Raw genomic sequence first — 22849 nt, forward strand, 5'->3', positions numbered from 1 at the left:
AAATAGCAGAAAGGATGGTACACATGAAATTAATGAATTCCAAGGCTGAATTTGACGTATCTATACAATCCTCCAACCTGGTCGTTGCTGTATTTAAGGCGGATTGGTGCGGTGACTGCACCTATATCAATCCATTTATGCCAGAGGTAGAGGAGAAATATGCCGATTCCTTATCGCTTATTCAGGTGGATGTGGATAAAGTGGAGGAGGTCAGTCAGGAGCAGAACATTCTGGGCATTCCGAGCTTTGTTGCTTACACGGATGGCCGGGAATTGATTCGTTTCGTTAATAAAAACCGCAAATCACGCGAGGAGATTGAGACCTTCCTGGATCGTGCGGTTGAAGTGTACAAGTCCATTCATAAATAAGAAACTCAAAAATACACCGTTCTCCTTCTTCCGAAGGGAGCGGTGTTTTGCTGTGTAATGATGGATATACTGAGATGAGTGCAATGAATTGGGATTGATGTGGCAGCTCAGCGTGTTATGAAATAGATTTTATGCGTTAACATTTTGTCACAATCGGTTTATGCTGTGGATTCTTTTATCCGTTATAATTGAAAAAGAGCTGATGGATAGCTTCACCATATTTCATAACAGCAGGTGAATGAAGTTGAAACATATCAAATTGTTAAAATGGGTCAGTTTCGTGACGACCATATTCATGTTTTTTGCCACCTTTGGCGGTGGAGTCGTTACCCGGACAGAGTCCGGACTCGGCTGCGGCAATGAGTGGCCGCTGTGTCATGGTGAATTTGTACCAGCACATACGCTTGCTTCACTTATTGAGTATTCCCATCGCATCGTGAGTTCAACAGCGGGGCTGCTTGCGGTTGCGACCTTTGTGCTCTTCTGGCTGTACAGCAAGAAACGCCGTGATTTACAGATCTTTGCGCTATTGACGTTAATATTTGTCATTATCCAAGGAGGAATGGGTGCACTGGCTGTTGTCTTCTCCCAATCTCCACCCGTGATGGCACTGCACCTTGGGTTTGCGTTTATCTCGCTTGCAAGTGCACTTATGACAACGCTTGGGGCCAGACAGGAAGAGAAGTTTGGAGGTCTTGAACGGTTTGACAGTTTGCCGCGCGTCAGCAAGGGCTTCCGTAATCTGGTATGGATTACCGCAATCTATTCCTACGTGGTTGTTTATACGGGTGCTTTTGTAAGTCATACGAGCTCTGCAGGCGGCTGCTCTGGCTTCCCTCTATGTAATGGAGAGGTTGTGCCTCAGTTGTCTGGTGGAGTCGGCATAGCCTTTATGCACCGAGCAGCTGCATTTCTGCTGGTTGCTGTCGTTGCAGTGCTCAGTCACTATGCTTATCGTCACCACAAGAATAACCGGGAAATGCAGGTGCTTGGGCTGTCAGCGATCGGTCTAATTATTCTTCAAGTGCTCTCTGGTGTTGGACTGATGCTGACAATGAATCGTCCTGAAGTCTACATGTTCGTCGTACTTGCACATATGACAATCATTGCCGTCTTGTTCGGCATGCTGTGCTATATGAGCTATGTCGTGTGGAGACTTGCCAAGCCAGTGGGCAGTAATAAGCTGTAACAGAGCTAGCTGGTAAAAGGGAAAGCTAATCGTTTCACTCGGGCAGTGATCGCTGCCCGGGATACATAACTCAGGCGTGTGTCACGCACTTGTTAAGCCTTCGGAGATACTCCGCAGGCTTTTGTTTTCAAAATGCCTGATAACGGAATCAATTTCATAATACCTTTAGCTGCTTCAATCAAGGGTATATATAGATCAAAATGATTTTTTAATGAGTTATGGAATTGATTCAACGGGGTACATATCTTGCATGGACTCACCTCTTATCCATCATTCCATCCGTCAGGATTATCAAGTAATTATGGTTGTGAGGTGCAGAATTCGGGAACTATAAGCTGTACAGATGCACAGGAGGACACGCATATGCTTCGAACCTTATTGGGAGAGCCCGCCCGGGTTAACACCGGAGAGTTAAAAGAAGCCATGGATACCATGGCGAAGACACTGCAGCTGCTTGGAGCGGCTATAGATCGAGGAAACGACCCTTCACATGATTATCGCAAGCTCGATATTTGGACCCGAGGTCTGATGACCTCACTTGATGAACTGGAGCAGAGCACTTTTGCTGCCTCTTTCTTTGCCGCCAAAGTTCATTCTTCCTCAACAGAAGATATGGAACCGGATGAGAAGGCGGATTACGCTCGTTATGTTTATTTTTACAAGGATGGCTTTATTCGCATGTTTGCTATTCTCGACAAGCTTGGTAACCTGCTGGATGACTGGTATGATCTTCATACTTCTAAGGTGAAGGTGCATTTCTCTTACTTCACGGTTCTTCGTCAATTTGAATATTTGAAGCAGCATATGCCGCTTGTTCAGGAGCTGAACGATCTTAAAGATCGATATTCAGACTCGATGAATCGTCTGCGAAAACGAAGAAATACAGAAATTCATCATATGAATATTGAGATGGTGGATGATCTGTGGCAGAAGCATCAGACTCTTCATGGCAAAATTGAGCTGGAGGATCTGAAGTCTTTTACACAGGATCTTGAGCTTGGCCTAGAGCTTGTATCCAAGAGCGTGACAGCGGCATTTCATTACATTAATAACAACTGGCAGAAGAGCACATCTATGGCCAAAAATGCTGTCAAAACCTCAACATAAGAAATCCGATAAAAATAATGTAATATTTTCCTTTGACAAGTGGTGTGAAGTATTTTATACTTTCACTTAGTTTCTGAAATTGCTGAAATAAGTAATAAGTGAGTTAAACACACAATCGCATATATGTTCTTATCGAGAGTGGCGGAGGGACAGGCCCTATGAAGCCCGGCAACCGATTCAGTATTGCAGTCAGTAAGACTGCTGTACCCGAATGACATGGTGCTAAATCCTTCAAGACCGTGAGGTTTCTTACGATCTTGGCAGATGAGAAGGAATCGCTTAATGATAACAAGCCCCTTTTTGTCTAGCAAAAAGGCGGCTTTTTCTTTTTATCAGATATTCTTCCACGAGGGGTTCGGGTAGAAAGCAAGGCATACGGGTAAAACAAGTGTAAAGAAATAGAAGCTCTGACATAGAGAAGAACGGATTGCAGTAAGTAAGGAGGTACCTCATTTGATCGAACTAAAAAATATTAAAAAGGACTACGGCAAAGGAAAACAGGTCACGACGGCCTTATCCGGGCTTAATCTGTCCATTCAAAAGGGTGAAATCTTCGGCGTCATCGGTCATTCCGGCGCAGGGAAGAGCACGCTGATCCGCTTAATTAATTTGCTTGAGCGTCCGACAGCCGGTGAGGTATGGGTCGGAGGCATTAACATGACCAGGCTTGGCAAACAGCAGCTGCAGGCGAAGCGCCGCAAGATCGGTATGATTTTTCAGCATTTTAATCTGCTCAGTTCAGCTACTGTGTATGATAATGTTGCGTTTCCTCTACGGCTCGTGAAGACCAATCAGGCGGAAGTGGATCGTAAAGTGAAGGAGCTGCTAGAGCTGGTTGGTCTGACTGAGCATAGTAAAAAGTATCCTTCTCAGCTCTCAGGCGGTCAGAAGCAGCGCGTTGGTATCGCACGTGCGCTGGCAAGCGACCCGGAAGTGCTGCTATGTGATGAGGCCACCTCAGCACTGGACCCGCAGACGACGAATTCCATACTTAAGCTGCTGCTGGATATCAATAAACGCTTTAATTTGACCATTGTACTGATCACACATGAGATGCATGTGATTCAGTCGATCTGTGATCGTGTCGCCGTCATTCATCAGGGCGGTATTGTGGAGGAGGGGCCGGTGACGGAAGTGTTCCTCAAGCCGCAGCATCCTGTAACCCAGGACTTTATTCTACGTGAAACGGATTCGGGCGACCTGCTCGGTGAAGCCATTATGGCGACGCATTTGGAGCATTCCCAAACGGTTAAGATTACGTTTCTCGGAAGCAAAACATATGATTCGATTCTGTCGCAGACGGCTAGAAGGCTTGGTATTGATTTTGCCATCCTGCAAGGAACCATCTCAACTATTAAGCAAGTGCCTTATGGACAGCTTACGGTAAGACTTGAAGGTCCTCCTGAGCTGATTCGCAGTACGATAGATGAGCTTGTGTCACAAGGGCTAGAAGTGGAGGTGATGGCATGATGGGGCTTGATTTTTCCGTCATCAACTGGGATGAATTCCAGAAGGCCACTTTAGATACATTAAAGATGCTGGGCGCATCCGGACTATTTTCAATTCTTATCGGTCTTCCGCTGGGCATTATTTTGTTCATGACTTCCCGTTCCACATCAGGAATCAACAAGGCTGTTTACAATGTGCTGTCTGTGATTGTCAACATCTTGCGGTCCGTGCCATTCATCATTCTGATTGTGGCGATGATTCCGATTACGAAAGAAATCGTAGGGACGGCGATCGGTGTTCTCGGTACCATTCCTCCGCTTGTTGTGGGGGCAGCGCCGTTCTTTGCCAGACTTGTTGAGACTGCGCTTCGTGAAGTCGACCGGGGTGTCATTGAGGCTTCACAGGCAATGGGCGCATCGACGGGTCAGATTATCTGGAAGGTGCTGATGCCGGAATCTCTACCGGGTCTGCTTGCGGGGATGACCATGACCATTGTTACGCTCGTATCCTACACAGCCATGTCGGGAATGGTCGGTGGTGGAGGGCTGGGAGCTCTGGCCGTCAATTACGGTTACTACCGCTATGAGAATGAAGTAATGATCATTGCTGTTATTATCATGATCGTGCTCGTACAAGCACTACAGATGATTGGGGATCGCTTGGTGAAGCATTTTACTCGGAGATAATAGAGCAACTGTAAGTTCGTATTCATTTTACTTTGGATTTAGGGCATGGACGTTGTATGGTTCATCCTTTATCACATATATCGAGATTATATAGGAGGGTCATCTGTAATGAAAAAATGGTTCTTATCTGCATTAACTCTAACTCTGGTTCTGGTACTGGCAGCTTGCGGCAACGATTCCGCTCCCGATACAACAGGAAGTGAAGGCACGGGAAGCACAGAAGAAACAGTAACCTTGAAGGTCGGTGCAACTCCGGTTCCACATGCTGAAATTCTGGAGCAGGTTAAACCAATCCTTGAAGAGCAAGGTGTTAACTTGGAAATTGTTACTTTTAACGACTATGTACAGCCAAACGTACAGCTTGATGAAGGTCAGCTCGATGCGAACTTCTTCCAGCACAAGCCTTACCTGGATAACGAAATCGAGACACGTGGTCTTAAGCTGACTGCTCTCAATCCGGTACATGTGGAGCCGCTTGGTGCTTACTCGAATACAATTACCTCTGCAGATGAGCTGCAGGACGGTGCGAAGATTGCCATTCCAAACGATGCAACCAACGGCGGCCGTGCCCTTATTCTTCTGGACAAGAACGGTATCATCAAATTGACTGATAACACGAACATTGAATCCAAGATCAGCGATATTGCAGAGAATCCAAAAAACCTGGAAATTATCGAAATGGATGCGGCGATGCTTCCTCGTCAGCTGGGTGAAGTAGAGCTTGCTGTAATCAACGTTAACTATGCGCTTGAAGCAGATCTTAACCCATTGGAAGACGCTCTCTTCCTTGAAGATGCAGATTCTCCATATGCGAACCTGCTCGTATCCCGCGAGGATAACAAGGACAATGAGGCTATTCAGAAGCTGAATGATGCTCTGCAATCCGATGAGATTAAACAGTTCATTGAAGATAATTATGCTGGAGCGATCGTACCTGCATTTTAATTGATTCAAGAAGATGATAAACAGTCCCGTTCGGTACTTTGTTGTTAAAAAAGTGCCGGACGGGACTGTTTCGTATGCCGTTCCTTTCATTCTGTCCTTCCCTATATTATACTGAATTAGTAACCGCTCTTGTTAGAAGGAGGAAGGGATTTGGACAATAAAGTCGCCCTTATTACGGGAAGTGCGAAGGGCCTTGGCAAGATGACAGCTCTTCGGCTGGCTGCTGAAGGCTTCGATATTGCATTAAATTATGTGCATAGCAGGAAAGAAGCGGAAGCTCTTCAAGCAGAGATCATGAAGCTTGGTGTGCGTTGTATTGCGGTACAAGCGGATGTCTGTATAGCCGATGATACAGAGCGACTCGTCACCACGGTTGAGAAGGAACTTGGAGAAGTGGACATACTGATTAACAATGCAGGACCGTTCATTCGTGAGCGGAGGCTGTTTGCTGAATATAAGCAAGAAGAGATTATGATGCTGATGCAGGGCAATCTGGTCGGTACGATGCTCCTTGATCATCGGGTGCTGCCTTCCATGCGGCGCAAGAAATGGGGCCGCATCATTCACTTTGGATTCAGCCATGCAGGAGAGGCAAGATCCTGGCCGCAGCGTGCGGTGTATGCGGCTGCCAAGGTAGGACTGGTTTCGTTCACGAAGACATTGGCCGTCGAGGAAGCACCTTATGGAATTACAGTGAATATGATCTGTCCGGGGGATATTAGAGGAGATCATAAAGAAATGACGATTGAAGCGGTCAGCGGGCTCGTTGATAAGGAGACCCCTCGGGGCAGACCTGGCAGCGGGGAAGACGTTGCAAGAGTCATACATTTCTTATGTTTGGAGCAATCGGACTTTATTACCGGTAATATTATGGATATTTCCGGCGGATTGGATCCGATAAGACCGACCATCAAGGATGGGGATTGAGCGCGAGAAGTCCGAAGTGTCTCCAAAAAAAAGAGTCCCGGCTTCTGCACATGACAGAAGCTTCGGGACTCTCTTATATGATGATATGGGATATTAGAATACTTGAACGACTTCTTCTACGCCTTCGACTTCTTCGACTAGCGCGCGTTCGATCCCTGCTTTTAGTGTGATGGTGGAGCTTGGGCAACTACCGCAAGCACCCATCAATTTCAGTTTCACAATACCGTCTTCGACATCGACCAATTCCACGTCACCGCCATCGCGCTGCAGGAACGGACGAAGTTTATCGAGCACGTCAGAGACTTCATCATACATGGTGCTGCTTTGTACGTTTTCGCTCATATTATCAACTCCTTTCCTTCCCTTTATTATAGTATAAATTACGCCAAAATAAAATGGTCAAACCAAAAGCAGGTGAATAAATTGAGACCGATTATTGAATTTTGTACCAATAACATGCACTTTGGTACGGATGAGCTCTTTGAAGAGCTTGAAGAGAATATGGACTATGACGTCATCGAATACGGCTGCCTCAGCAATTGCGGACAATGCAGCATTACCCCTTTTGCACTGGTCAATGGTGAGGTTATCACCGCGGCCAGCCCTAAAGAACTGCATGAAGCCATTTTGTCCAAAATGGCTGAAGCTGACGCATGGGATGACTTGGATATATGAGTTAATTCGCTTGGCGCAAGCTAGCCAAGATGACGCTTAGACATCCAGAGAACACCGCTCTTCAGAATACGCGGAACACGCCCCATCATGGAGGTCTTACCCATGAGCCCAAATCCGGCCTTTTTGCCTAAAGCACCTAGTGTGCCTCTTAGGCGAAGGACCTCGATTTTGGGCTCTTCGTTTCTTAGAAGAGCAGAAATGACATGCGCAATTTGCTCACCTTGCACTTCAGCTGCTTGGGCGCTTGGGGCAAAAGGAAGGCTCGCACAGTCTCCGACAACATAGACTTCTTTGTATTCAGGAATCTGGTAGTACTCGTTCAATTTCACACGACCGCTTGGATCTTTCTCAACAGGCAGATCCTGTACCAATTGTACAGGTTGAATTCCTGCCGTCCACACGATGGCATCAGTCATAATTTCCTCATCTCGATTATAGATTGAGCCAGGCTCAACACGGGAGACAGAAATATGATTCTTGATCTCTACCTGGTGCTCACTGAACCACTCACCCACGTAAGCAGATAGTCGCTGTGGAAATGCAGAGAGAACACGCTCACCGCGATCCAGGATGGTTACGTTCAGGTCTGCACGGCTTTCTCTTATTTCCGCTGCCATTTCAACTCCGCTGAGTCCACCGCCCACAATATGAACATTGGCGTAAGGCTTGAGCTCGCTTAGACGCATATACGTTTCACGAGTGCTCTTGAAGCTTTGTATTGTGCAGCTATGTTCCTCGGCACCTGGAGTGCCATGGAACCGATCGGTGCAGCCAAGGCCGATGACGAGCTGATCATATTCAATCATTTCTTCATTTTGAAGGGAGATGGATTTTGCATCCAGATCAATGCTCGTCACTTCGCCATATCGATATTCTAATTGATGGTGAACCGGGTACTGTACCCGAAGATCATAATCAGACACGGTTCCGGCTGCCAGTGCATAGTATTCTGTCTTCAGACCCTGAAAAGGCATGCGGTCGACCAGCGTGATATGGACATCCTTCGGCAATGCACCTTCAATTAAGTGTTTAACAATGGTGAGGCCGCCGTAGCCGCCTCCAAGTACAACAATATTCTTCATAGCGAAATAACTTCCTTTCCTGATGTGCACCCACATAAAAAGAAGCTGTCTGTTGTCTGGTTATACAAAATATAGAATCGACAGTCCAATATTATGGGTAACGTCGTCTTTGTTGTTATTGTATGGGCTGGCATTCGTGCATAAGTAAGGATCAGCCCCTGCTCGGGAACTGATCCGTTAATAATTAAGAAGTGCAGTAATGGGAGAGTCAACTGATCTTATTCAAATACTTCAATCTCGTTATAGAATGTATCCCGTTCAACTGGAACACGTCCTGCTCCTTTTACGAGCCAGATCAGCTCCTTGCGGGTGAGTCCCGCTGGAGTCAGAGCACCTGCTGCGTGACTGATCTGTTCACGGACAATTGTGCCATGAACGTCAGAGGCTCCAAAGCTTAAGGAGACCTGAGTCAGCTGAGCTCCAATATTAATAAAGTAGGCTTTGATGTGGTCGAAATTATCAAGCATGAGTCTTGAGATCGCAATGGTCTTCAGATCCTCATAGGCGGAATTGCGGCGCATGATGCCGGCGTTCTTGCTCTTCGGCTGCATGGATAGCGGGATAAATACGAGGAATCCCTTCGTCTCATCCTGCAGCTCGCGAATTTGCAGCATATGGTTAATTCGGTCTTCATAGGATTCCACAGATCCGTACAGCATTGTGGTATGTGTCTTCATGCCAAGCTGATGGGCCGTGCGGTGAACCTCCAAGTAACGATCTACATTTGCCTTGGTAACCTTCATTTTTCTACGATATTCATCGGAGAGGATTTCTGCCCCGCCCCCGGTAAGGGATTGGAGTCCAGCCTTCATCAGCTCCTGCAGTACTTCCTTGATGCTGAGGCCGCTGATGCGGGTGAAGAAATCAATCTCAGCAGCGGTGTAGGCTTTCAGTGTGACATTCGGATATTTCTCGTTTAAAGCAGCGAGGGAATCGACATAATATTGAAAAGGCACATGCTGATTATGCCCGCCGACGATATGGAATTCCCGTACTCCCGGATGAATGTGCTGCTCCACATAATCAATCATTTCTTGTCCTGACAGCGTGTAGGAGCCTTCCTCGCCCTGATCTTTGCGGAAGTTGCAGAAGGCGCAGCGCGCTTCACACACATTGGTGAAATAGAGGCTCATGTTCTCAATAAAATAAACTTTCTTTCCGTTCTTACGAAGATTTACTTCGTTAGCAAGCTGTCCGATCGTTAGCAGATCGTCGCTCTCATACAAGTAAACACCATCCTCAAGCGTTAGACGCTGACCATTCTGTACCTTCTCAATGATGGCAGCCATCTTCGAGTCCGTATGGGGTGTAATAAGGGTGGACATGCGTATTCCTCCTAGTCCGTACTTTTTTGGTTTGTGCCGTGACCATTAATTCATGCTCTCATATAGGTTTACCCGTAGGAGTCCCAAGATCAAACTTCAATAATGAATGGTTGTGAAAAAAGTTACAACTACATTTATGACAGCAACTGGATACACTGTGACGAAATATCGACAGTTTGGCTTCAAATACCCTACCTATTATAAACCTCACATTTCGTAGGTTCAATATCTGGAAATAAAAAGAGTACATTCTTAATAAAAAGCATACCGAAAATGCGGATAGGTAACTCTTGAGGTACGAAAGTCACTGGAGTATAATTTAGTTATCAGGAAAGAAGGAGGTAAGACTTATGATTAATATTAGCGAGACAGCGGCAGAGCATCTGAAAGATATGCTCGAACAGCAGGAAACTCCGAACATGTTTCTCCGTCTTGGTGTGACACCGGGAGGCTGCACAGGGTTCTCCTATGCGATGGGGTTTGATGATAACGAAACAGACGATGATGTATATATGACAATTCAAGATATGAAAGTAGTCGTGGAGAAGGACAGCCTTCGCTTCCTCGACGGACTTGAGATCGACTTTGAAGAATCCGGTATGACGGGTGGTTTCACCATTCATAATCCCAACGCCATTGCGACTTGTGGCTGTGGTTCTTCCTTCCGTACAGCTACGGACGCGGGTAAACCGAACGAAGAGCCTTGCTAATCGTTGGAAGTTATAGTTTCTTAAGTATTAAGACGCTGTGAATTTGACCTTCTGAGCTATGTAAGCAGTATGCTTATTTAGTCCAGAAGGTTTTTCGTTTATCATGAAGCTTAGACAGACTTAGTTAAGTCAGCATAGAGGGGAGCTTGTCAGTGTGAGTTGGTTCTTTGCAGGTGTTTTTTGGCTGGTTTCTTTATCGGCCTTCATTTTTGGGTTGAATTTAACAAGAGAATTACATAAGAGCACAGACTATAACTCAAACGATTCCTCAGCAGGGTGGTTTTTTGATATCTTTTCCTCAATTACAAGGCTGATCATGGCCTTCTTTAGCATCCTTCCTTGGTGGCTTGCAAGGACTGTTCTTTTTGGAATTAGTATTATAATGTTTCTATTAGGAATTAATGTAATGAAAATAATGTAACTACGTATATCAGTTTCTACGTTTTCTTGGCATCCACGATAAGTGACACGAACCCGAGCTGCTCTCCTGTATTCCTATGGTCAAATTGTTTGGAGCGGTAGATGAATCCGTCCTGCGGATTCCACTCCTTTTCATGAAACTTGCCTTGCTCATCGCAATATTCCAGTAAAGAAACTATAAAGCCAGCCTCTTCAAACATGGACGTATGACTTCATATTTCATGCCGAACTTCCGATACAAACTTTATATCATTGTTCTTTGGGAACGGTATAAAGGGGAAATCATACTGATACATAAAATGATAAGGAACACGTTATTTTTACTTGTCGTGATAGCACTACTTGTTATTGTCGTGAGGAAGGTATCCGAGCCTGTCTTCTCTGAATTGATTACTCAGCCGATTACCGATAAAATAGCGCGAGATGCACTGGAGGATCTGCCACTTCCTCCGTCGCAGAAGGAACTGATTGCATATGCTCAGCAGCTTGCCGAGGAGGGGACAGTGCAATATTCTACAGACCTGACCCTGCAGTACGAACAGGCATCGGGTGATCGTAAGGGCATTATGACGGCTGCTTACAAGGAAACGCTGCTTGGCTTTATTGATATGGAATCTTCATCGCTGGCCGAGATTTCTAATCGTCCGATCTATGAAGAGAAGGTGATGATATCGAGCTCTCTGGCGGCGGATATAGAGGGAGAGCAATATGCACAGACCCGTGCAGATCAAGATCAGCAGGCTGGCATGGATGACATGCAGCAAGAGCAGGAGCCAGGTATGAAGCAGCAGGATAATGAACAGAAGCAAGAAGCGCATAAGGAAGATAGTGAGGTACAAGATAAGCTTATAACGACAGACACTTTGGCTTCTGATGTTAAAGTAGGGGATGTGACGGATAGGGATGAAGGTTCCAGTTCAGGAAGCACCAATACGAGCTCCGAATCCACTGACGTCGCAGCTGACAGCGAGGTCCCGACCGCAGGCAATGAAGGAGTAGCTTTATATGTAAATGAGGTATACTTTGACCGTTATCCTAATCTTGAGGAGGCGCTTCGGCTGGCAGCACTGGTTGAAAATGCCGCATTGATTGATCTGCGTACAGAGCAAGTCGTCTGGGACAATTATAAGCGCAGCACAGATTAGCCGGTGCAATAACACTATACCCCTATAAAAATTTCACTTCATAATCGCGTAAGTATTCAATAGCATCTATGACAATTTCCCTGAACATATGTTAGCATATAGACATGGAAATTCTAAGTTGATACTACATCACGAGATCATGAAAAGTGAGGTATACAATATGCTTGAAATGGAACGGATTCATCATGTCAGTCTTGCGGTTCGGGATATCGAGCGCGCCCATGCTTTTTATTCGGAAAAGCTGAAGTTTAAGCGGCTGGAGCGTCCGCCCTTTAACTCCACGGGAGTATGGTATGCGATCGGGGAGCATCAACAGCTGCATTTATTGGAGCATCCTGCAGGAGATACGCTGAGAGAGCGTGGAATTGACACGACGGATGGACATTTTGCAATATGGGTGAAGAGTCATAAGGCGACAATTGAATGGCTGGAGTCTCAGAACATCCCGTATGAAGCAAGACCCGACAGTGTTGCTGGATTTGCCCAAATTTTCATTCTGGACCCCGACCACAATATTATTGAATTTGGTGCCCCGTATTCTTCCTAATATGCCGGCACTACGCCAGCTTCGATCTATATAAAAAAACGACTACCTTTTATTCGTTAGGATTCGGCCCATCTAAAAATGGACTGAATTCTAAAGAATACGTAGTCGTCCTCGTATATTAAACTTCCGTTTGGAAAATGACCGTGTCACGGGAATAATGATGCTCTCTGCCGTCTTCACTTCTTAACCGCACTTTATCATTGGAGAACATTTCTACATGACCCCGGGCAATTTCGCAATAGACGCCAGCAGAATCCTCCTGCCAAACGGAAACGACGGTTTGAGATAAGGCCGCAGTAAAAAACTCGATGTTTTTTTGCAGCGTTCTGGATTTATTGGAATTCATCGTATCCTCCTTCTTTCGTAAGGTGACAACTACGTTCACGTATAATAGCACTGACGTAAACACTTTACCCTACTCTATTCTCTATTGTAAAGCATCCCGTCAAATTTGGTAGAAACATTCTCATATTTTTAGTAACTTGATATTCAAGAATCGCAATATGGGTCAACCTTGGGTGATTTTACATTGCGTTTACACAAAGAGTTTACAATAAAAATGAATAACTATTATAGAAAAAGAGAGTAAGCTCAATCAAGCTTCGAACAATACGCTTCATGAGTGAGGGAAGTATGAAAAAGGAGAATTATAATCACGACATGAACCCATATCTGAATCGGGATTTAAGCTGGCTGGAATTCAACAGAAGAGTGCTTGAAGAAGCACAGAGCCCGGATACACCCCTGCTGGAACGCGTCCGCTTCCTATCCATTGTCACGACCAACCTGGATGAGTTTATGAGCGTACGTGTAGCAGAGACCAGAGAGAAGATCAAGGCTGGCTTCACGAAAAAGGACTTTACCGGATATACAGCAACAGGTCTATATCGAAGACTGATGAAACGAACGATGAAAATGGTCAGTGAGCAGTATCGTTCATACCGTGATTTGCTGAGACAACTGAGCAAAAAGGGGATCGTATTTATGGAATATACGGACCTGAATGCAACCCAGCAAAAAGCGATGGAGCAATATTTTCACGATATTGTATTTCCCGTGCTGACACCTATGGCTGTAGACTCCAGCAGGCCTTTTCCACTCGTACACCATAAATATGTGTATTTGGCCGTAGTTTTGCGCAAGGAAGATAGCAAGGAAGCGAATGATCATTATTTTGCGATTGTACAGGTTCCTTCTAATATTCCGCGTGTCATCTCAGTTCCGCTGCGTTCTAATAGCAAGAAGAAATCATTCATACGAATTGAAGAACTGATAAAACATCATATTCATTCATTGTTCAGCGGGTACATTCCAGAAGCCGTTCATGGCTTTAGACTAACGCGAAATTCGGACTTGTACATCAATGAGGAAGAAGCAGAGGATTTGCTCGAAGAGATTGAAAAAGAGCTGAGAAGACGCAGAAGAGGTGCGCCTGTACGTCTTGAAGTGGAGCAGGGAATTCATCCGTATGCACTTGAATATTTACAGGAAGAATTCTCGATAGGCTCTGATGAAATATTCGAAATTCAAGGGCCGATGGATCTTGGATTTCTAAGTGGATTTGTGGATCAGCTCGAAGGATATACCCATTTGAAATATCCCTCCATCAAGCCTGTTTATCCAGATATCTTCAATACTGAGGAGAGCATGTTCCGCATACTGCGAAGACAGGACGTATTGCTGTACCATCCATATGAGTCTTTTGATGCGGTTACGGATTTTGTAGAAGAGGCATCCGAGGATTCGCAGGTCATGGCAATCAAGATGACCTTGTATCGGGTCAATGGAGACTCCAGACTGATTGCAGCACTTGCTCATGCGGCAGAGATGGGCAAGCAGGTGACCGTTGTTGTCGAGCTGAAGGCGAGATTTGATGAAGAGCGAAACATCGCTTGGGCGAGGAAGCTGGAGAAGGCAGGCTGCCATGTCGTATACGGCCTTGTCGGTCTGAAGACACATGCCAAGATCATTCTCGTCGTTCGAAAAGAACAAAATATGCTCAAGAGATACGTCCATGTAGGCACAGGCAATTATAATGCGAGCACAGCACGGGTGTATACAGATATCGGACTTCTTACTTCAGATCCGCAGATCGGCGAGGATGCTTCTGAAGTATTTAACGAAATAACGGGATATTCCGCAGCCCAAGGCTTGCAGCAGCTTCATATCGCACCGGATGGACTGAAATCAAGGCTGTTCGAGTTGATACGCAGAGAAGCAGAAAATGCAGCACAGGGTAAACCGGCTCAAATCATCGCCAAGATTAATTCCCTGTCCAACCAGGAGTTGATTGACGAGCTCTACGCTGCTTCACAGGCAGGAGTCAAGATTCAGCTGATCGTTAGAGGTGTATGCTGCCTTCGTCCCGGAATAGAAGGGCTTAGCGAGAATATCCGGGTCATCAGTATCGTTGACCGGTTCCTTGAGCATTCACGTATATTTTATTTTCAGAACCATAAAGATCCAGAGGTCTACCTATCCAGTGCGGACTGGATGACTCGTAATCTAAATCGCCGGATTGAGCTGATGTGTCCAGTGCATGATCCACAGCTTAAGCAAACGATTGTCAATATATTGGAATTATCGTTACAAGACAATGTGAAGGCCCGGCTCCTTCTATCGAACGGGAATTATGTTCCTGTTACGAATGATGAGCCGAGCCTGAGAAGTCAATTCGAAGCACTTAAGATCAAAACGTGGAAGAAAGAGAAAGCGACCATTTCAAGCTAAGCTTCCAGGCCCTCTCAACATCTTTCTTAGCCTCCGTTAGTTCAACCAGTTCCACAGACGGCTCCCTGCTGCAGCTTAACTGCAGGTGCAGGGCGTCGTCTGTTTTTTGCATTTCCACCCTTTGGATCGCTTTTCCTCCACTGTACAAAGCACGGGCGAGCTTAAGCAGGGAGCCGATTTGGTGTATTTTCTCCACATCTGCAGGTGTCAAAATATCCAAATGATCTTGGATTTGCTTGGGCGTACGGTTCTTATGGTAATCACAGACGATAGCAGAGATGACCGTTTCTCGATGACTGAGTCCCCACATGCCTTTGTTCATGAGCCAATACATGGAATGGGAGCTTGCCCGGTGGTGATGTACCCGCTCTCCTAATCTGTGAAGCATAGACACAGCATAAATGATGCGCTCATCCTGTGTCTGTCCTTGGCCTATAAGTGTAGTGTGAAGTCGCTTCATTAGGCTGTAGACTTGATCAAGCTCCTCCTGCGGTGCAAGTGAATCATAGGCAAGAGCATTGTGGACACTCTTGTACAAGACATCCTGATCCATAAACTGAGGGAATTGCCGATGAAGGGGCTCATAGAACAACCCGTCACGAAGTCCTGCTCCGCTCACCACATAATGGGTAGACCGTAATAGCTCGAAGATCGTCTGCAGCAGAATAATACCAGGAATGATCAGATCGGTTCGATCCTTGGATAAGCCAGGGGTCTTCTTGCGCTGGTCATATGGAATATATGGAAGCGTGTCATAGAAGGACTGAATATCAGCCTTGCTCATCATGTACCCGTGCATAAGCGGAAGGGAATAGGCTTGTCTCTTCTGAACCATTTTTGCCAAGGCACGAACGGTGCCGCCAAGACCGACGAGTGGAAGATTCGGATGTGTCAGCAGCCAGTCCTCCTCCTTCAAGGCCGTAAGGATCGACTGTTTGAATCCTTGCACGGTTTCTGAACGCCAGTAATCGGCTGTGCCGTAACGTGCATGAGAATTAACCGCACCATATGGGATCGATAAGCTTGCTCGATACTCGCGGTTAAGGAACAGTGTGATCTCTGTACTTCCTCCTCCGATATCAATGATATATCCGTCCTGGAGGGGGATGGATTCTCGCACGCCGAGAAACCCAAGTCGTCCTTCGTCCTCTCCGGAAATAAGCTCAATGGTAAGTCCGGTCGCCGCTCTGATCCAGCCTGTAATCTCCTCGCTGTTTGCAGCGTTTCGAATGGCTGCGGTTGCCGCTGCCCGGATATGTAAGACACGGTATGCTGAACAGATATCCTGATAGCTCAGCAGAACGGGAATGATCGTATCTATATTTTCTTTGGTGATGGTGCCGTCAGGACTCACTTTTTGACTGAGCCTGGCGGCATACTTTTTCTCATGGAGAACCCTATGCTCTCCGGAATGTAGTACTTCGTATATTACGAGTCGGATCGAGTTCGATCCAATATCAATGATGCCAGTTCGATGATTCATGTCAGCAAGCCACTCCTTTTTGTGAGACTCCCAGGTGATTCCTGATTGAATATTGCATTATTACCATCCTATCGCTTGTTAGATGCAGATATACTCGAATGAAATCAGTACCAGGTTATGTATAAAGCCCATGTCTAAATATATGTACTATATTGTAACAGCTTAAACAGACAGCATAAACAAAAAAACCGCCTCTCCAGATAGGAGCAAGCGGATATTTTGCACATCACGGTTTATTGCTTTACGAAGTAATGAACTCAATGACACTGATAAAAATACCTGTAAAGATGAGAGAGAAGACGATACAGCCAATTCCAAAACCGATATGCTTCTTGTCACGGATAAATTTAATGCCTGTCACGAAAGTAAGAATCGTTACAGCAACAAGTACGAGAACGATAGCAAAATAAGCGACCCCGTATAGACTTTCAATAAATTGCGCCACTTTAGTTAGTGCTCCCTTCCAGGGTTATAATCTGCTTGCAATGTTTCTATAAGTTTAACCAAAACAGGCTCTCTACAAAGGCATACATACAAGAGAAGCAAGTCTTCCGCCAATATATATGTAGTATATACCACGCTTAAGTTCATCCTTAAATCTTATATAGAGGGGAGAAGGAAGAAAATGAGCTTGACGATCGGAAGTAAGTGGTTAAAAACACAAGTGCTCCTGAGCAATGCCTCTGTTGCTAATCATATCCCAGAAACCTGCTTGTTTACCAAGCAGCATCTGAAAAATATGTTACAAAAATACGGAATGGTATTTGTTAAGCCCGTCCATGGAGGCGGAGGAGCCGGTGTCATTCGTGTTAAGCAAGAGCAGACAGGTTATTCATACACCAAACTGTCACGCCGACTGACGTTTTCGAATTTTGATCTTATGTATGCCTCGCTTCTGAGAGCAAAGAAGAGAAGAAGCTATCTAATACAGCGTGGAATAGAGCTGGCTCAGATCGGAGGCAGACCGATCGATTATCGTGTCAAATTCGTCAAGCAGGAGGCAGGCTGGAAGATCACGGCTATGCTGGGAAGACTGGCTCGACCCGGCCTTGTGATAACCAATGTATGCAAGGGCGGAACCTTAATTAAAGGACGGCTGGCATTACAGCAGTCACTTCCCCACATCAGCGCTCGGTCGAAGCAGCAGGAGATGCGGAATTTAACACGTGTCTGTACGGCTATCTTAGAAGAAAGGTTCCCGGGACTCGGACAATTGGGCTTTGATTATGGACTTGACCATTCGGGAAAGATCTGGATTCTGGAAGTCAATACAAGACCTCAATAATGGTTCTTCATGTAATGATGCAGTCTCCTCATTCTATCAAATTTTAATATAACTGAATCAATTTCATAAATCATTAAAAAGGTAGAATTGAAACTATATATAGACAAACGAAATCATTTTGATCTATATATACTCTTGATTAAAGCAGCTAAAGGTATTATGAAATTGATTCAACTAGAAAAAAATTTTGAGAAGGTTTTCAGAGAAAATGACCTGTGTATAAATATTATCCACATAATCCACTTGCCAAAAATATAGATTTATCATAATTATTAACATTTTATACACAGGATTTCCACAAGTGGATGTGGATATCAAGAACGCTTGTTCTACTTTTTATTCTCTGATATGATAGCTTTGAGGAATAAATAGGAAAGGTTGTGTCGGACACATGGCTATGCTCTCAGATGAGACGCTGCTCGATTCTTACCATATGGCAATCGAGCTTCAGCTTGATGTCGATTTCATAGCATTATTATTAGAAGAAATCCACAAGCGCAGATTGCATACCGACGTATCTTCCGTTCTGCACTAGAAATCCTCGATTTGTGGACGGTCAGATCCTTCCAGGCACATACCAGGTATCAGCTGCATAAGAGAATTCCGTCAGACAATGGGGACAATGCATTAAGTGTATGCATTGATTGGCTGCTGCTGGTATCGTTTGAGCGTGGGAAGATGCGACATAGGGACTGTAAGGTCCTGCGTAATCTTCCTGCAGTCCGCAATCTACGGTTTCTTGATGGCAGTTAGGACAAAGTAACACGGGTGCGGAATCTAGACCGTTACATATTGGGCATACATATGACAAAGGGTATCCACTCCTGAGATTAGTTTCAGGAGTAAGATACCCTTTTTTGTTGCAATATTATGCATTTATCCCTTACATCTTCATGTTGCTGCTATGGCCTGGAGACAGCTTCGCGCTTGGGTCCACATAGACCTTGGCGTTATTAACTGCGGTCGGTGCTTCGCCGAATCCAACAGCAATCAGCTTCAGCTTACCTTCATAGGTTGTAATATCACCGGCGGCAAAGATTCCCGGAATACTTGTCTCCATACGTGTATCAACCACAATGGAGTTGCTGTTAATCTCGATGCCCCACTCGGCAATCGGACCTAGAGAGGAAATGAATCCAAAGTTTACAATGACATCATCAACTTCAATCTCTTGTGTTTCTTTTATCTTGACATGAGAGAGCGTTACCTTCGTGATGCGGTCTTCACCATGAAGCTCCGTAATCTCTACTGGCGTAACTACATTCACTTTGGATGCCATAAGGTTCTCTACACTGTGCTCATGCGCACGGAATTTATCGCGGCGGTGAATCAGGGTGACTTGCTCTGCGATTGGCTCAAGCATAAGCGCCCAGTCAACTGCAGAATCTCCTCCTCCGCTGATGAGCACCTTCTTGCCGGCAAAGCGCTGCAGGTCACTTACAAAATAGTGCAGGTTCGTTTGTTCGAACTTGCCCGCTCCTTCAAGATCCAGTCTGCGAGGCTCGAATGCGCCTACACCTGCTGTAATAATAACGGCTTTGGCATGATGAACGTCTTTATCTGTCGTTACGACAAAATGCCGCTCTTCTTTCTTTTCAACAGAAAGTACCTTCTCCTCCAGACGGATATCGGTATCGAAGCGTTTCATTTGCTCCAGCAGATTGCCGACGAGATCGCCAGCCGTAATCTTTGGAAATCCAGCAACATCATAGATGTATTTCTCCGGATACAAGGCGGCAAGCTGCCCGCCGAGCTGAGGCATGCTCTCTACGATTTTGACAGAAGCCTGACGCATCCCTCCGTAAAATGCCGCGAACATCCCAGCGGGACCGCCGCCGATGATGAGCAAATCAGTTATATCTTGTGTGGAATCTGGGGTCGTCACCTGTAAAACACACCTTTCATGTTTTATTCCGAATCAATATCGTCACGGATCAAATCCCACGAATTTCGATTCATAGACCAATGGGTAAACGGATGAAAATGGCCATTAGTCCTTCTATTTGATAGTCATTATCAATTATAGACACTACTCTTGCTCGTTGCAAAGAACAATATACAACTTTTCCTATAATTTTCACCCAGAAAACGATTATATTTTCTCTTGCTATTTTCGATACGTATCGCTATCATTTTTGTTGCATGAAAAAATAACTTGATTTTTAAAGGTTTTAGGCTTATTTTATATAGTTTTGCAACCGAATGACATAAGTTGTCGTTTTAATGAATAGGAATGGAATTACACCCTCTTTTTAGCATGAGATGCGAAGGTGGATGTATACAGCTGGATTGATAAGAGCCCATGGTGAACTTGTACGTTCAGGGGAGGATGGGCCATAAATATAGAGCGGACTAATAGGATGAAATCGATTCAGTTGTTATGAAGATTTACTTATTATAACCTGATAATATTGACTTTGGTTCCTTCTATAGAAGTTGAAACAATATCGGAGGGGTAAGCGCATGAGCAGCATTCCTAAGATTGTCATCCTTGGCGCAGGCTACGGGGGTATATTAACCGCGCAGCGACTTCAAAAGGAACTGAATTATAACGAAGCAGACGTTACACTCGTAAATCGGCATGACTACCATTATATTACGACACATCTTCATATGCCGGCCGCAGGGACGGACTCGATTGAGCATGCAAGAGTGCCTATTTCCAAATTGATTGATGAATTCAAGATCGATCTTGTGAAATCTGCAGTGAAAGATATTAGGCCGCATGAGAAGAAAGTGATATTGGAAGATGGTACCTTGTCGTACGATGTCTTAGTTGTTGGTCTCGGAGGTGAACCGGAAACGTTCGGAATCCCTGGGATGAGAGAGCACGCTTTGACGATTCGCAGCATTAATTCAGTAAGGCTGATCCGGGAGCACATCGAGTATCAATTTGCATGCTACAAGAATGACAGCAAGGCCAGCAGAATGAATTTTGTAGTGGGTGGTGCGGGCTTTAGCGGCGTAGAGTTCGTATCTGAGCTTGCTGACCGTCTTCCGCGCCTGTGCAAGGAGTTTGATGTCGATCCAGGGGTTGTACACCTCTACAATGTTGAAGCAGCTCCAACGGCCCTTCCAGGCTTTGATAAAGAACTGGTCGATTATGCGATGAAGGTGCTTAAGGACAAGGGAGTATCACTGCGTATAGGTGTTCCTATTAAAGAATGTCTGCCTGAGGGTGTTATTATCGGAGATGGGGAACACATTGAAGCCTCCACGGTCGTATGGACCGGGGGAATCAGGGGCAACAGGCTGGTGGAGCAGGCTGGCTTTGAGGTCACACGCGGACGTGTAGCCGTTGATGAATATTTGCGGGCGCCCGGCTTCGATAACATATTCATCATTGGAGACAGCTCTCTCATTATGAGTGCAGAGGGTCGTCCTTACCCGCCTACAGCGCAGATGGCGATGCAGCAAGGAGTCAATTGTGCTAAGAATATCTCTTTACTGATCCGGGGCAAATCGCTGGAAAAATTTAGATTCAATCATAAAGGGACAGTAGCGTCACTTGGCAAGGGAGAAGCGATTGCCGTTGTGAACGGGAAGAAATGGAAGGGCTGGAAGGCTGCCCAGCTCAAAAAAGCAGTAGATATCAGATACCTATATAAGATCGGCGGAATCCCGCTCGTCATTCAAAAAGGAAGGTTCTTTTAACTTATGAGACATTGCAGTGTTCAAGTACGCGGGCTGCTCACTAGAGATGAACTTAATCGGTATAATGCACTGATGGAAGTAGGCAGCTATTTAGAAGAACAAGACCGTTATGATCTATCTTATATTGTTCAGAAGGAAGTTGACATTCTTATTCTGCCGGCCATCGAGCGATTGAAGGAGAAGAGCAGGGACCGCGACCGTGCAACGGCAGAGTTCCTGGAATCACTGAAAAAGCTCGAAGAGGAAGATGAGGATTAGAGCATTGTTACCAAAAAAAGAGGATGTGCTGCAGGTTGATCCGCAGTACATCCTTTTTGTATAAGCTTACAGCTTCAGCATAGCTTCAAATGACTCCTGTGTCAGCAGGCTTCCTACATAGAAGGAACCAAATTCACCATAACGTGCGCTGACTTCATCAAAACGCATTTCATAGATCAGCTTCTTGAATTGAAGAGCATCGTCTGAGAACAGCGTCACTCCCCACTCCCAGTCATCGAATCCGACAGAACCTGTAATAATTTGCTTTACTTTGCCCGCATAACTGCGGCCGATCATACCGTGACTTCTCATCATGGTTTTGCGCTCGTCCATCGACAGCATGTACCAGTTGTCACTGAGATCGCGTTTTTTGTTCATTGGATAGAAGCAAATGTATTGATTCTTCGGAAGTACAGGCTTCAGACGTGCAACAATCTGTGGATTCTGCATCGGATCTTCATCTTTACCGAGATAGTTGCTAAGCTCAACAACGCTGACATATGAATAGGATTTCGTCGTAAATTGGGCAAACGTGGTTTTGTTAAATGCATTCTCGATCGCATTCAGATCCTCCAGCGTTTCACGCAGATGCATCATGACAAAATCAGCTTTTTGACCTACTACAGTATATACCGTAGAGCTTCCTTTGCCGGATTCTTCATCCGCTGCCCAGGCATTCAGAAATTCCTGCAATTCATCTGTGGCAACCGCACGGGTCTCATCGTCAGCAGCACGCCATGCCGCCCAGTTGATCGATCTGAAATCATGAAGGGCATACCAGCCCTCGAGAGTTAAAGCCGCTTCGCTCATCTGTTTATCACTCCTGATTGGAATATTTATTGTAAAAGAATTTTTCATTGGTTG

24 protein-coding genes, 1 pseudogene and 1 riboswitch are annotated in these 22849 nt (G+C 45.3%); of the genes and pseudogenes, 16 read left to right on the forward strand and 9 right to left on the reverse strand.

The window, feature by feature from the left end; translation table 11 throughout:
* The first annotated feature begins 23 nt into the window (after positions 1-23).
* The 7 genes from TCA2_RS20925 to TCA2_RS20955 all read left to right on the forward strand — a co-directional run bounded on the left by TCA2_RS20925 (position 24) and on the right by TCA2_RS20955 (position 6671).
* Positions 24-368, forward strand: coding sequence for a thioredoxin family protein (locus tag TCA2_RS20925; protein WP_047913551.1), 345 nt, complete (start codon positions 24-26; stop codon positions 366-368).
* 295 nt (positions 369-663) lie between these two features.
* On the forward strand, positions 664-1557 hold the full coding sequence (locus tag TCA2_RS20930; RefSeq protein WP_370510378.1) for a heme A synthase: 894 nt from the start codon (positions 664-666) through the stop codon (positions 1555-1557).
* A 363-nt stretch (positions 1558-1920) separates the two neighbouring features.
* Positions 1921-2664, forward strand: coding sequence for a Cthe_2314 family HEPN domain-containing protein (locus TCA2_RS20935; protein WP_047913553.1), 744 nt, complete (start codon positions 1921-1923; stop codon positions 2662-2664).
* A 126-nt stretch (positions 2665-2790) separates the two neighbouring features.
* Positions 2791-2935, forward strand: a riboswitch (SAM riboswitch).
* Positions 2936-3117: 182 nt separating this feature from the next.
* Positions 3118-4134: a methionine ABC transporter ATP-binding protein gene (locus TCA2_RS20940; RefSeq protein WP_047913554.1), complete on the forward strand. Its 1017-nt coding sequence runs from the start codon at positions 3118-3120 to the stop codon at positions 4132-4134.
* Positions 4131-4799 (forward strand): methionine ABC transporter permease, encoded by a 669-nt coding sequence (locus TCA2_RS20945; protein ID WP_047913555.1) that lies wholly within the window; start codon positions 4131-4133, stop codon positions 4797-4799. The genes TCA2_RS20940 and TCA2_RS20945 overlap by 4 nt, the downstream gene beginning before the upstream one ends.
* A 108-nt stretch (positions 4800-4907) precedes the next feature.
* On the forward strand, positions 4908-5744 hold the full coding sequence (locus TCA2_RS20950; protein WP_047913556.1) for a MetQ/NlpA family ABC transporter substrate-binding protein: 837 nt from the start codon (positions 4908-4910) through the stop codon (positions 5742-5744).
* A gap of 150 nt (positions 5745-5894) precedes the next feature.
* Positions 5895-6671, forward strand: a complete 777-nt coding sequence (locus TCA2_RS20955; protein ID WP_047913557.1) for an SDR family oxidoreductase — start codon at positions 5895-5897, stop codon at positions 6669-6671.
* Between the two features lie 93 nt (positions 6672-6764).
* Here the strand turns inward: TCA2_RS20955 and TCA2_RS20960 are convergent, their stop codons facing one another.
* Entirely contained in the window at positions 6765-7013 is a 249-nt protein-coding gene (locus TCA2_RS20960) for a NifU family protein (protein ID WP_047913558.1), read from the reverse strand.
* Positions 7014-7094: 81 nt separating this feature from the next.
* Between TCA2_RS20960 and TCA2_RS20965 the strand changes: the two genes are divergently transcribed.
* Positions 7095-7346 carry a YuzB family protein gene (locus TCA2_RS20965; protein WP_081872711.1) on the forward strand — a complete coding sequence of 84 codons (252 nt, stop codon included), beginning with the start codon at positions 7095-7097 and terminating at the stop codon, positions 7344-7346.
* Positions 7347-7366: 20 nt separating this feature from the next.
* Here TCA2_RS20965 and TCA2_RS20970 read toward each other — a convergent pair whose 3' ends face one another.
* Together TCA2_RS20970 and mqnE are read right to left on the reverse strand one after the other, a co-directional pair.
* Positions 7367-8428, reverse strand: coding sequence for an NAD(P)/FAD-dependent oxidoreductase (locus tag TCA2_RS20970; protein WP_047913559.1), 1062 nt, complete (start codon positions 8426-8428; stop codon positions 7367-7369).
* Between the two features lie 218 nt (positions 8429-8646).
* Positions 8647-9753 (reverse strand): aminofutalosine synthase MqnE, encoded by a 1107-nt coding sequence (gene mqnE / locus TCA2_RS20975; protein ID WP_047913560.1) that lies wholly within the window; start codon positions 9751-9753, stop codon positions 8647-8649.
* Positions 9754-10103: 350 nt separating this feature from the next.
* Between mqnE and TCA2_RS20980 the strand changes: the two genes are divergently transcribed.
* Positions 10104-10463, forward strand: a complete 360-nt coding sequence (locus TCA2_RS20980) for an iron-sulfur cluster assembly accessory protein (protein WP_047913561.1) — start codon at positions 10104-10106, stop codon at positions 10461-10463.
* A 437-nt stretch (positions 10464-10900) separates the two neighbouring features.
* On the opposite strand, the pseudogene TCA2_RS20990 reads toward TCA2_RS20980, so the two are convergent.
* A pseudogene (locus TCA2_RS20990) lies at positions 10901-11089 on the reverse strand (SAM-dependent methyltransferase); the annotation flags it as partial.
* Positions 11090-11182: 93 nt separating this feature from the next.
* On the opposite strand from TCA2_RS20990, the gene TCA2_RS20995 reads away from it, so the two are divergent.
* Together TCA2_RS20995 and TCA2_RS21000 are read left to right on the forward strand one after the other, a co-directional pair.
* Positions 11183-12028: a hypothetical protein gene (locus TCA2_RS20995; RefSeq protein WP_047913563.1), complete on the forward strand. Its 846-nt coding sequence runs from the start codon at positions 11183-11185 to the stop codon at positions 12026-12028.
* 160 nt (positions 12029-12188) lie between these two features.
* Positions 12189-12575 carry a VOC family protein gene (locus tag TCA2_RS21000; RefSeq protein ID WP_047913564.1) on the forward strand — a complete coding sequence of 129 codons (387 nt, stop codon included), beginning with the start codon at positions 12189-12191 and terminating at the stop codon, positions 12573-12575.
* A 118-nt stretch (positions 12576-12693) separates the two neighbouring features.
* Here TCA2_RS21000 and TCA2_RS21005 read toward each other — a convergent pair whose 3' ends face one another.
* Positions 12694-12921 carry a hypothetical protein gene (locus TCA2_RS21005; protein WP_047913565.1) on the reverse strand — a complete coding sequence of 76 codons (228 nt, stop codon included), beginning with the start codon at positions 12919-12921 and terminating at the stop codon, positions 12694-12696.
* 287 nt (positions 12922-13208) lie between these two features.
* On the opposite strand from TCA2_RS21005, the gene ppk1 reads away from it, so the two are divergent.
* A complete protein-coding gene (gene ppk1 / locus TCA2_RS21010) occupies positions 13209-15305 on the forward strand; it encodes a polyphosphate kinase 1 (protein WP_152557823.1) in 2097 nt (698 codons plus the stop codon).
* Here the strand turns inward: ppk1 and TCA2_RS21015 are convergent.
* Both TCA2_RS21015 and TCA2_RS21020 read right to left on the reverse strand, forming a co-directional pair.
* Complete coding sequence (locus TCA2_RS21015; protein ID WP_047913567.1) at positions 15265-16788, reverse strand: Ppx/GppA phosphatase family protein; 1524 nt, start codon at positions 16786-16788, stop codon at positions 15265-15267. The genes ppk1 and TCA2_RS21015 overlap by 41 nt on opposite strands.
* 241 nt (positions 16789-17029) lie before the next feature.
* On the reverse strand, positions 17030-17233 hold the full coding sequence (locus TCA2_RS21020) for a hypothetical protein (RefSeq protein WP_047913568.1): 204 nt from the start codon (positions 17231-17233) through the stop codon (positions 17030-17032).
* A gap of 180 nt (positions 17234-17413) precedes the next feature.
* Here TCA2_RS21020 and TCA2_RS21025 point away from each other — a divergent pair, with 180 nt between their 5' ends.
* Together TCA2_RS21025 and TCA2_RS21030 are read left to right on the forward strand one after the other, a co-directional pair.
* Positions 17414-18073, forward strand: a complete 660-nt coding sequence (locus TCA2_RS21025) for a YheC/YheD family protein (protein ID WP_047913569.1) — start codon at positions 17414-17416, stop codon at positions 18071-18073.
* 391 nt (positions 18074-18464) lie between these two features.
* Complete coding sequence (locus tag TCA2_RS21030) at positions 18465-18608, forward strand: sporulation histidine kinase inhibitor Sda (RefSeq protein WP_152557820.1); 144 nt, start codon at positions 18465-18467, stop codon at positions 18606-18608.
* A gap of 348 nt (positions 18609-18956) precedes the next feature.
* On the opposite strand, the gene TCA2_RS21035 is transcribed toward TCA2_RS21030, so the two are convergent.
* Positions 18957-19958, reverse strand: a complete 1002-nt coding sequence (locus TCA2_RS21035) for an NAD(P)/FAD-dependent oxidoreductase (RefSeq protein WP_047913570.1) — start codon at positions 19956-19958, stop codon at positions 18957-18959.
* Positions 19959-20536: 578 nt separating this feature from the next.
* Here TCA2_RS21035 and TCA2_RS21040 point away from each other — a divergent pair.
* Entirely contained in the window at positions 20537-21727 is a 1191-nt protein-coding gene (locus tag TCA2_RS21040) for an NAD(P)/FAD-dependent oxidoreductase (protein WP_047913571.1), read from the forward strand.
* Positions 21728-21730: 3 nt separating this feature from the next.
* On the forward strand, positions 21731-21985 hold the full coding sequence (locus TCA2_RS21045; RefSeq protein ID WP_047913572.1) for a hypothetical protein: 255 nt from the start codon (positions 21731-21733) through the stop codon (positions 21983-21985).
* 66 nt (positions 21986-22051) lie between these two features.
* Here the strand turns inward: TCA2_RS21045 and hemQ are convergent, their stop codons facing one another.
* Positions 22052-22795 carry a hydrogen peroxide-dependent heme synthase gene (gene hemQ, locus TCA2_RS21050; RefSeq protein ID WP_047913573.1) on the reverse strand — a complete coding sequence of 248 codons (744 nt, stop codon included), beginning with the start codon at positions 22793-22795 and terminating at the stop codon, positions 22052-22054.
* Between the last annotated feature and the right edge of the window lie 54 nt (positions 22796-22849).

Origin of the sequence: Paenibacillus sp. TCA20 (assembly GCF_000732325.1) — a bacterium.
Classification (GTDB): domain Bacteria; phylum Bacillota; class Bacilli; order Paenibacillales; family Paenibacillaceae; genus Paenibacillus; species Paenibacillus urinalis.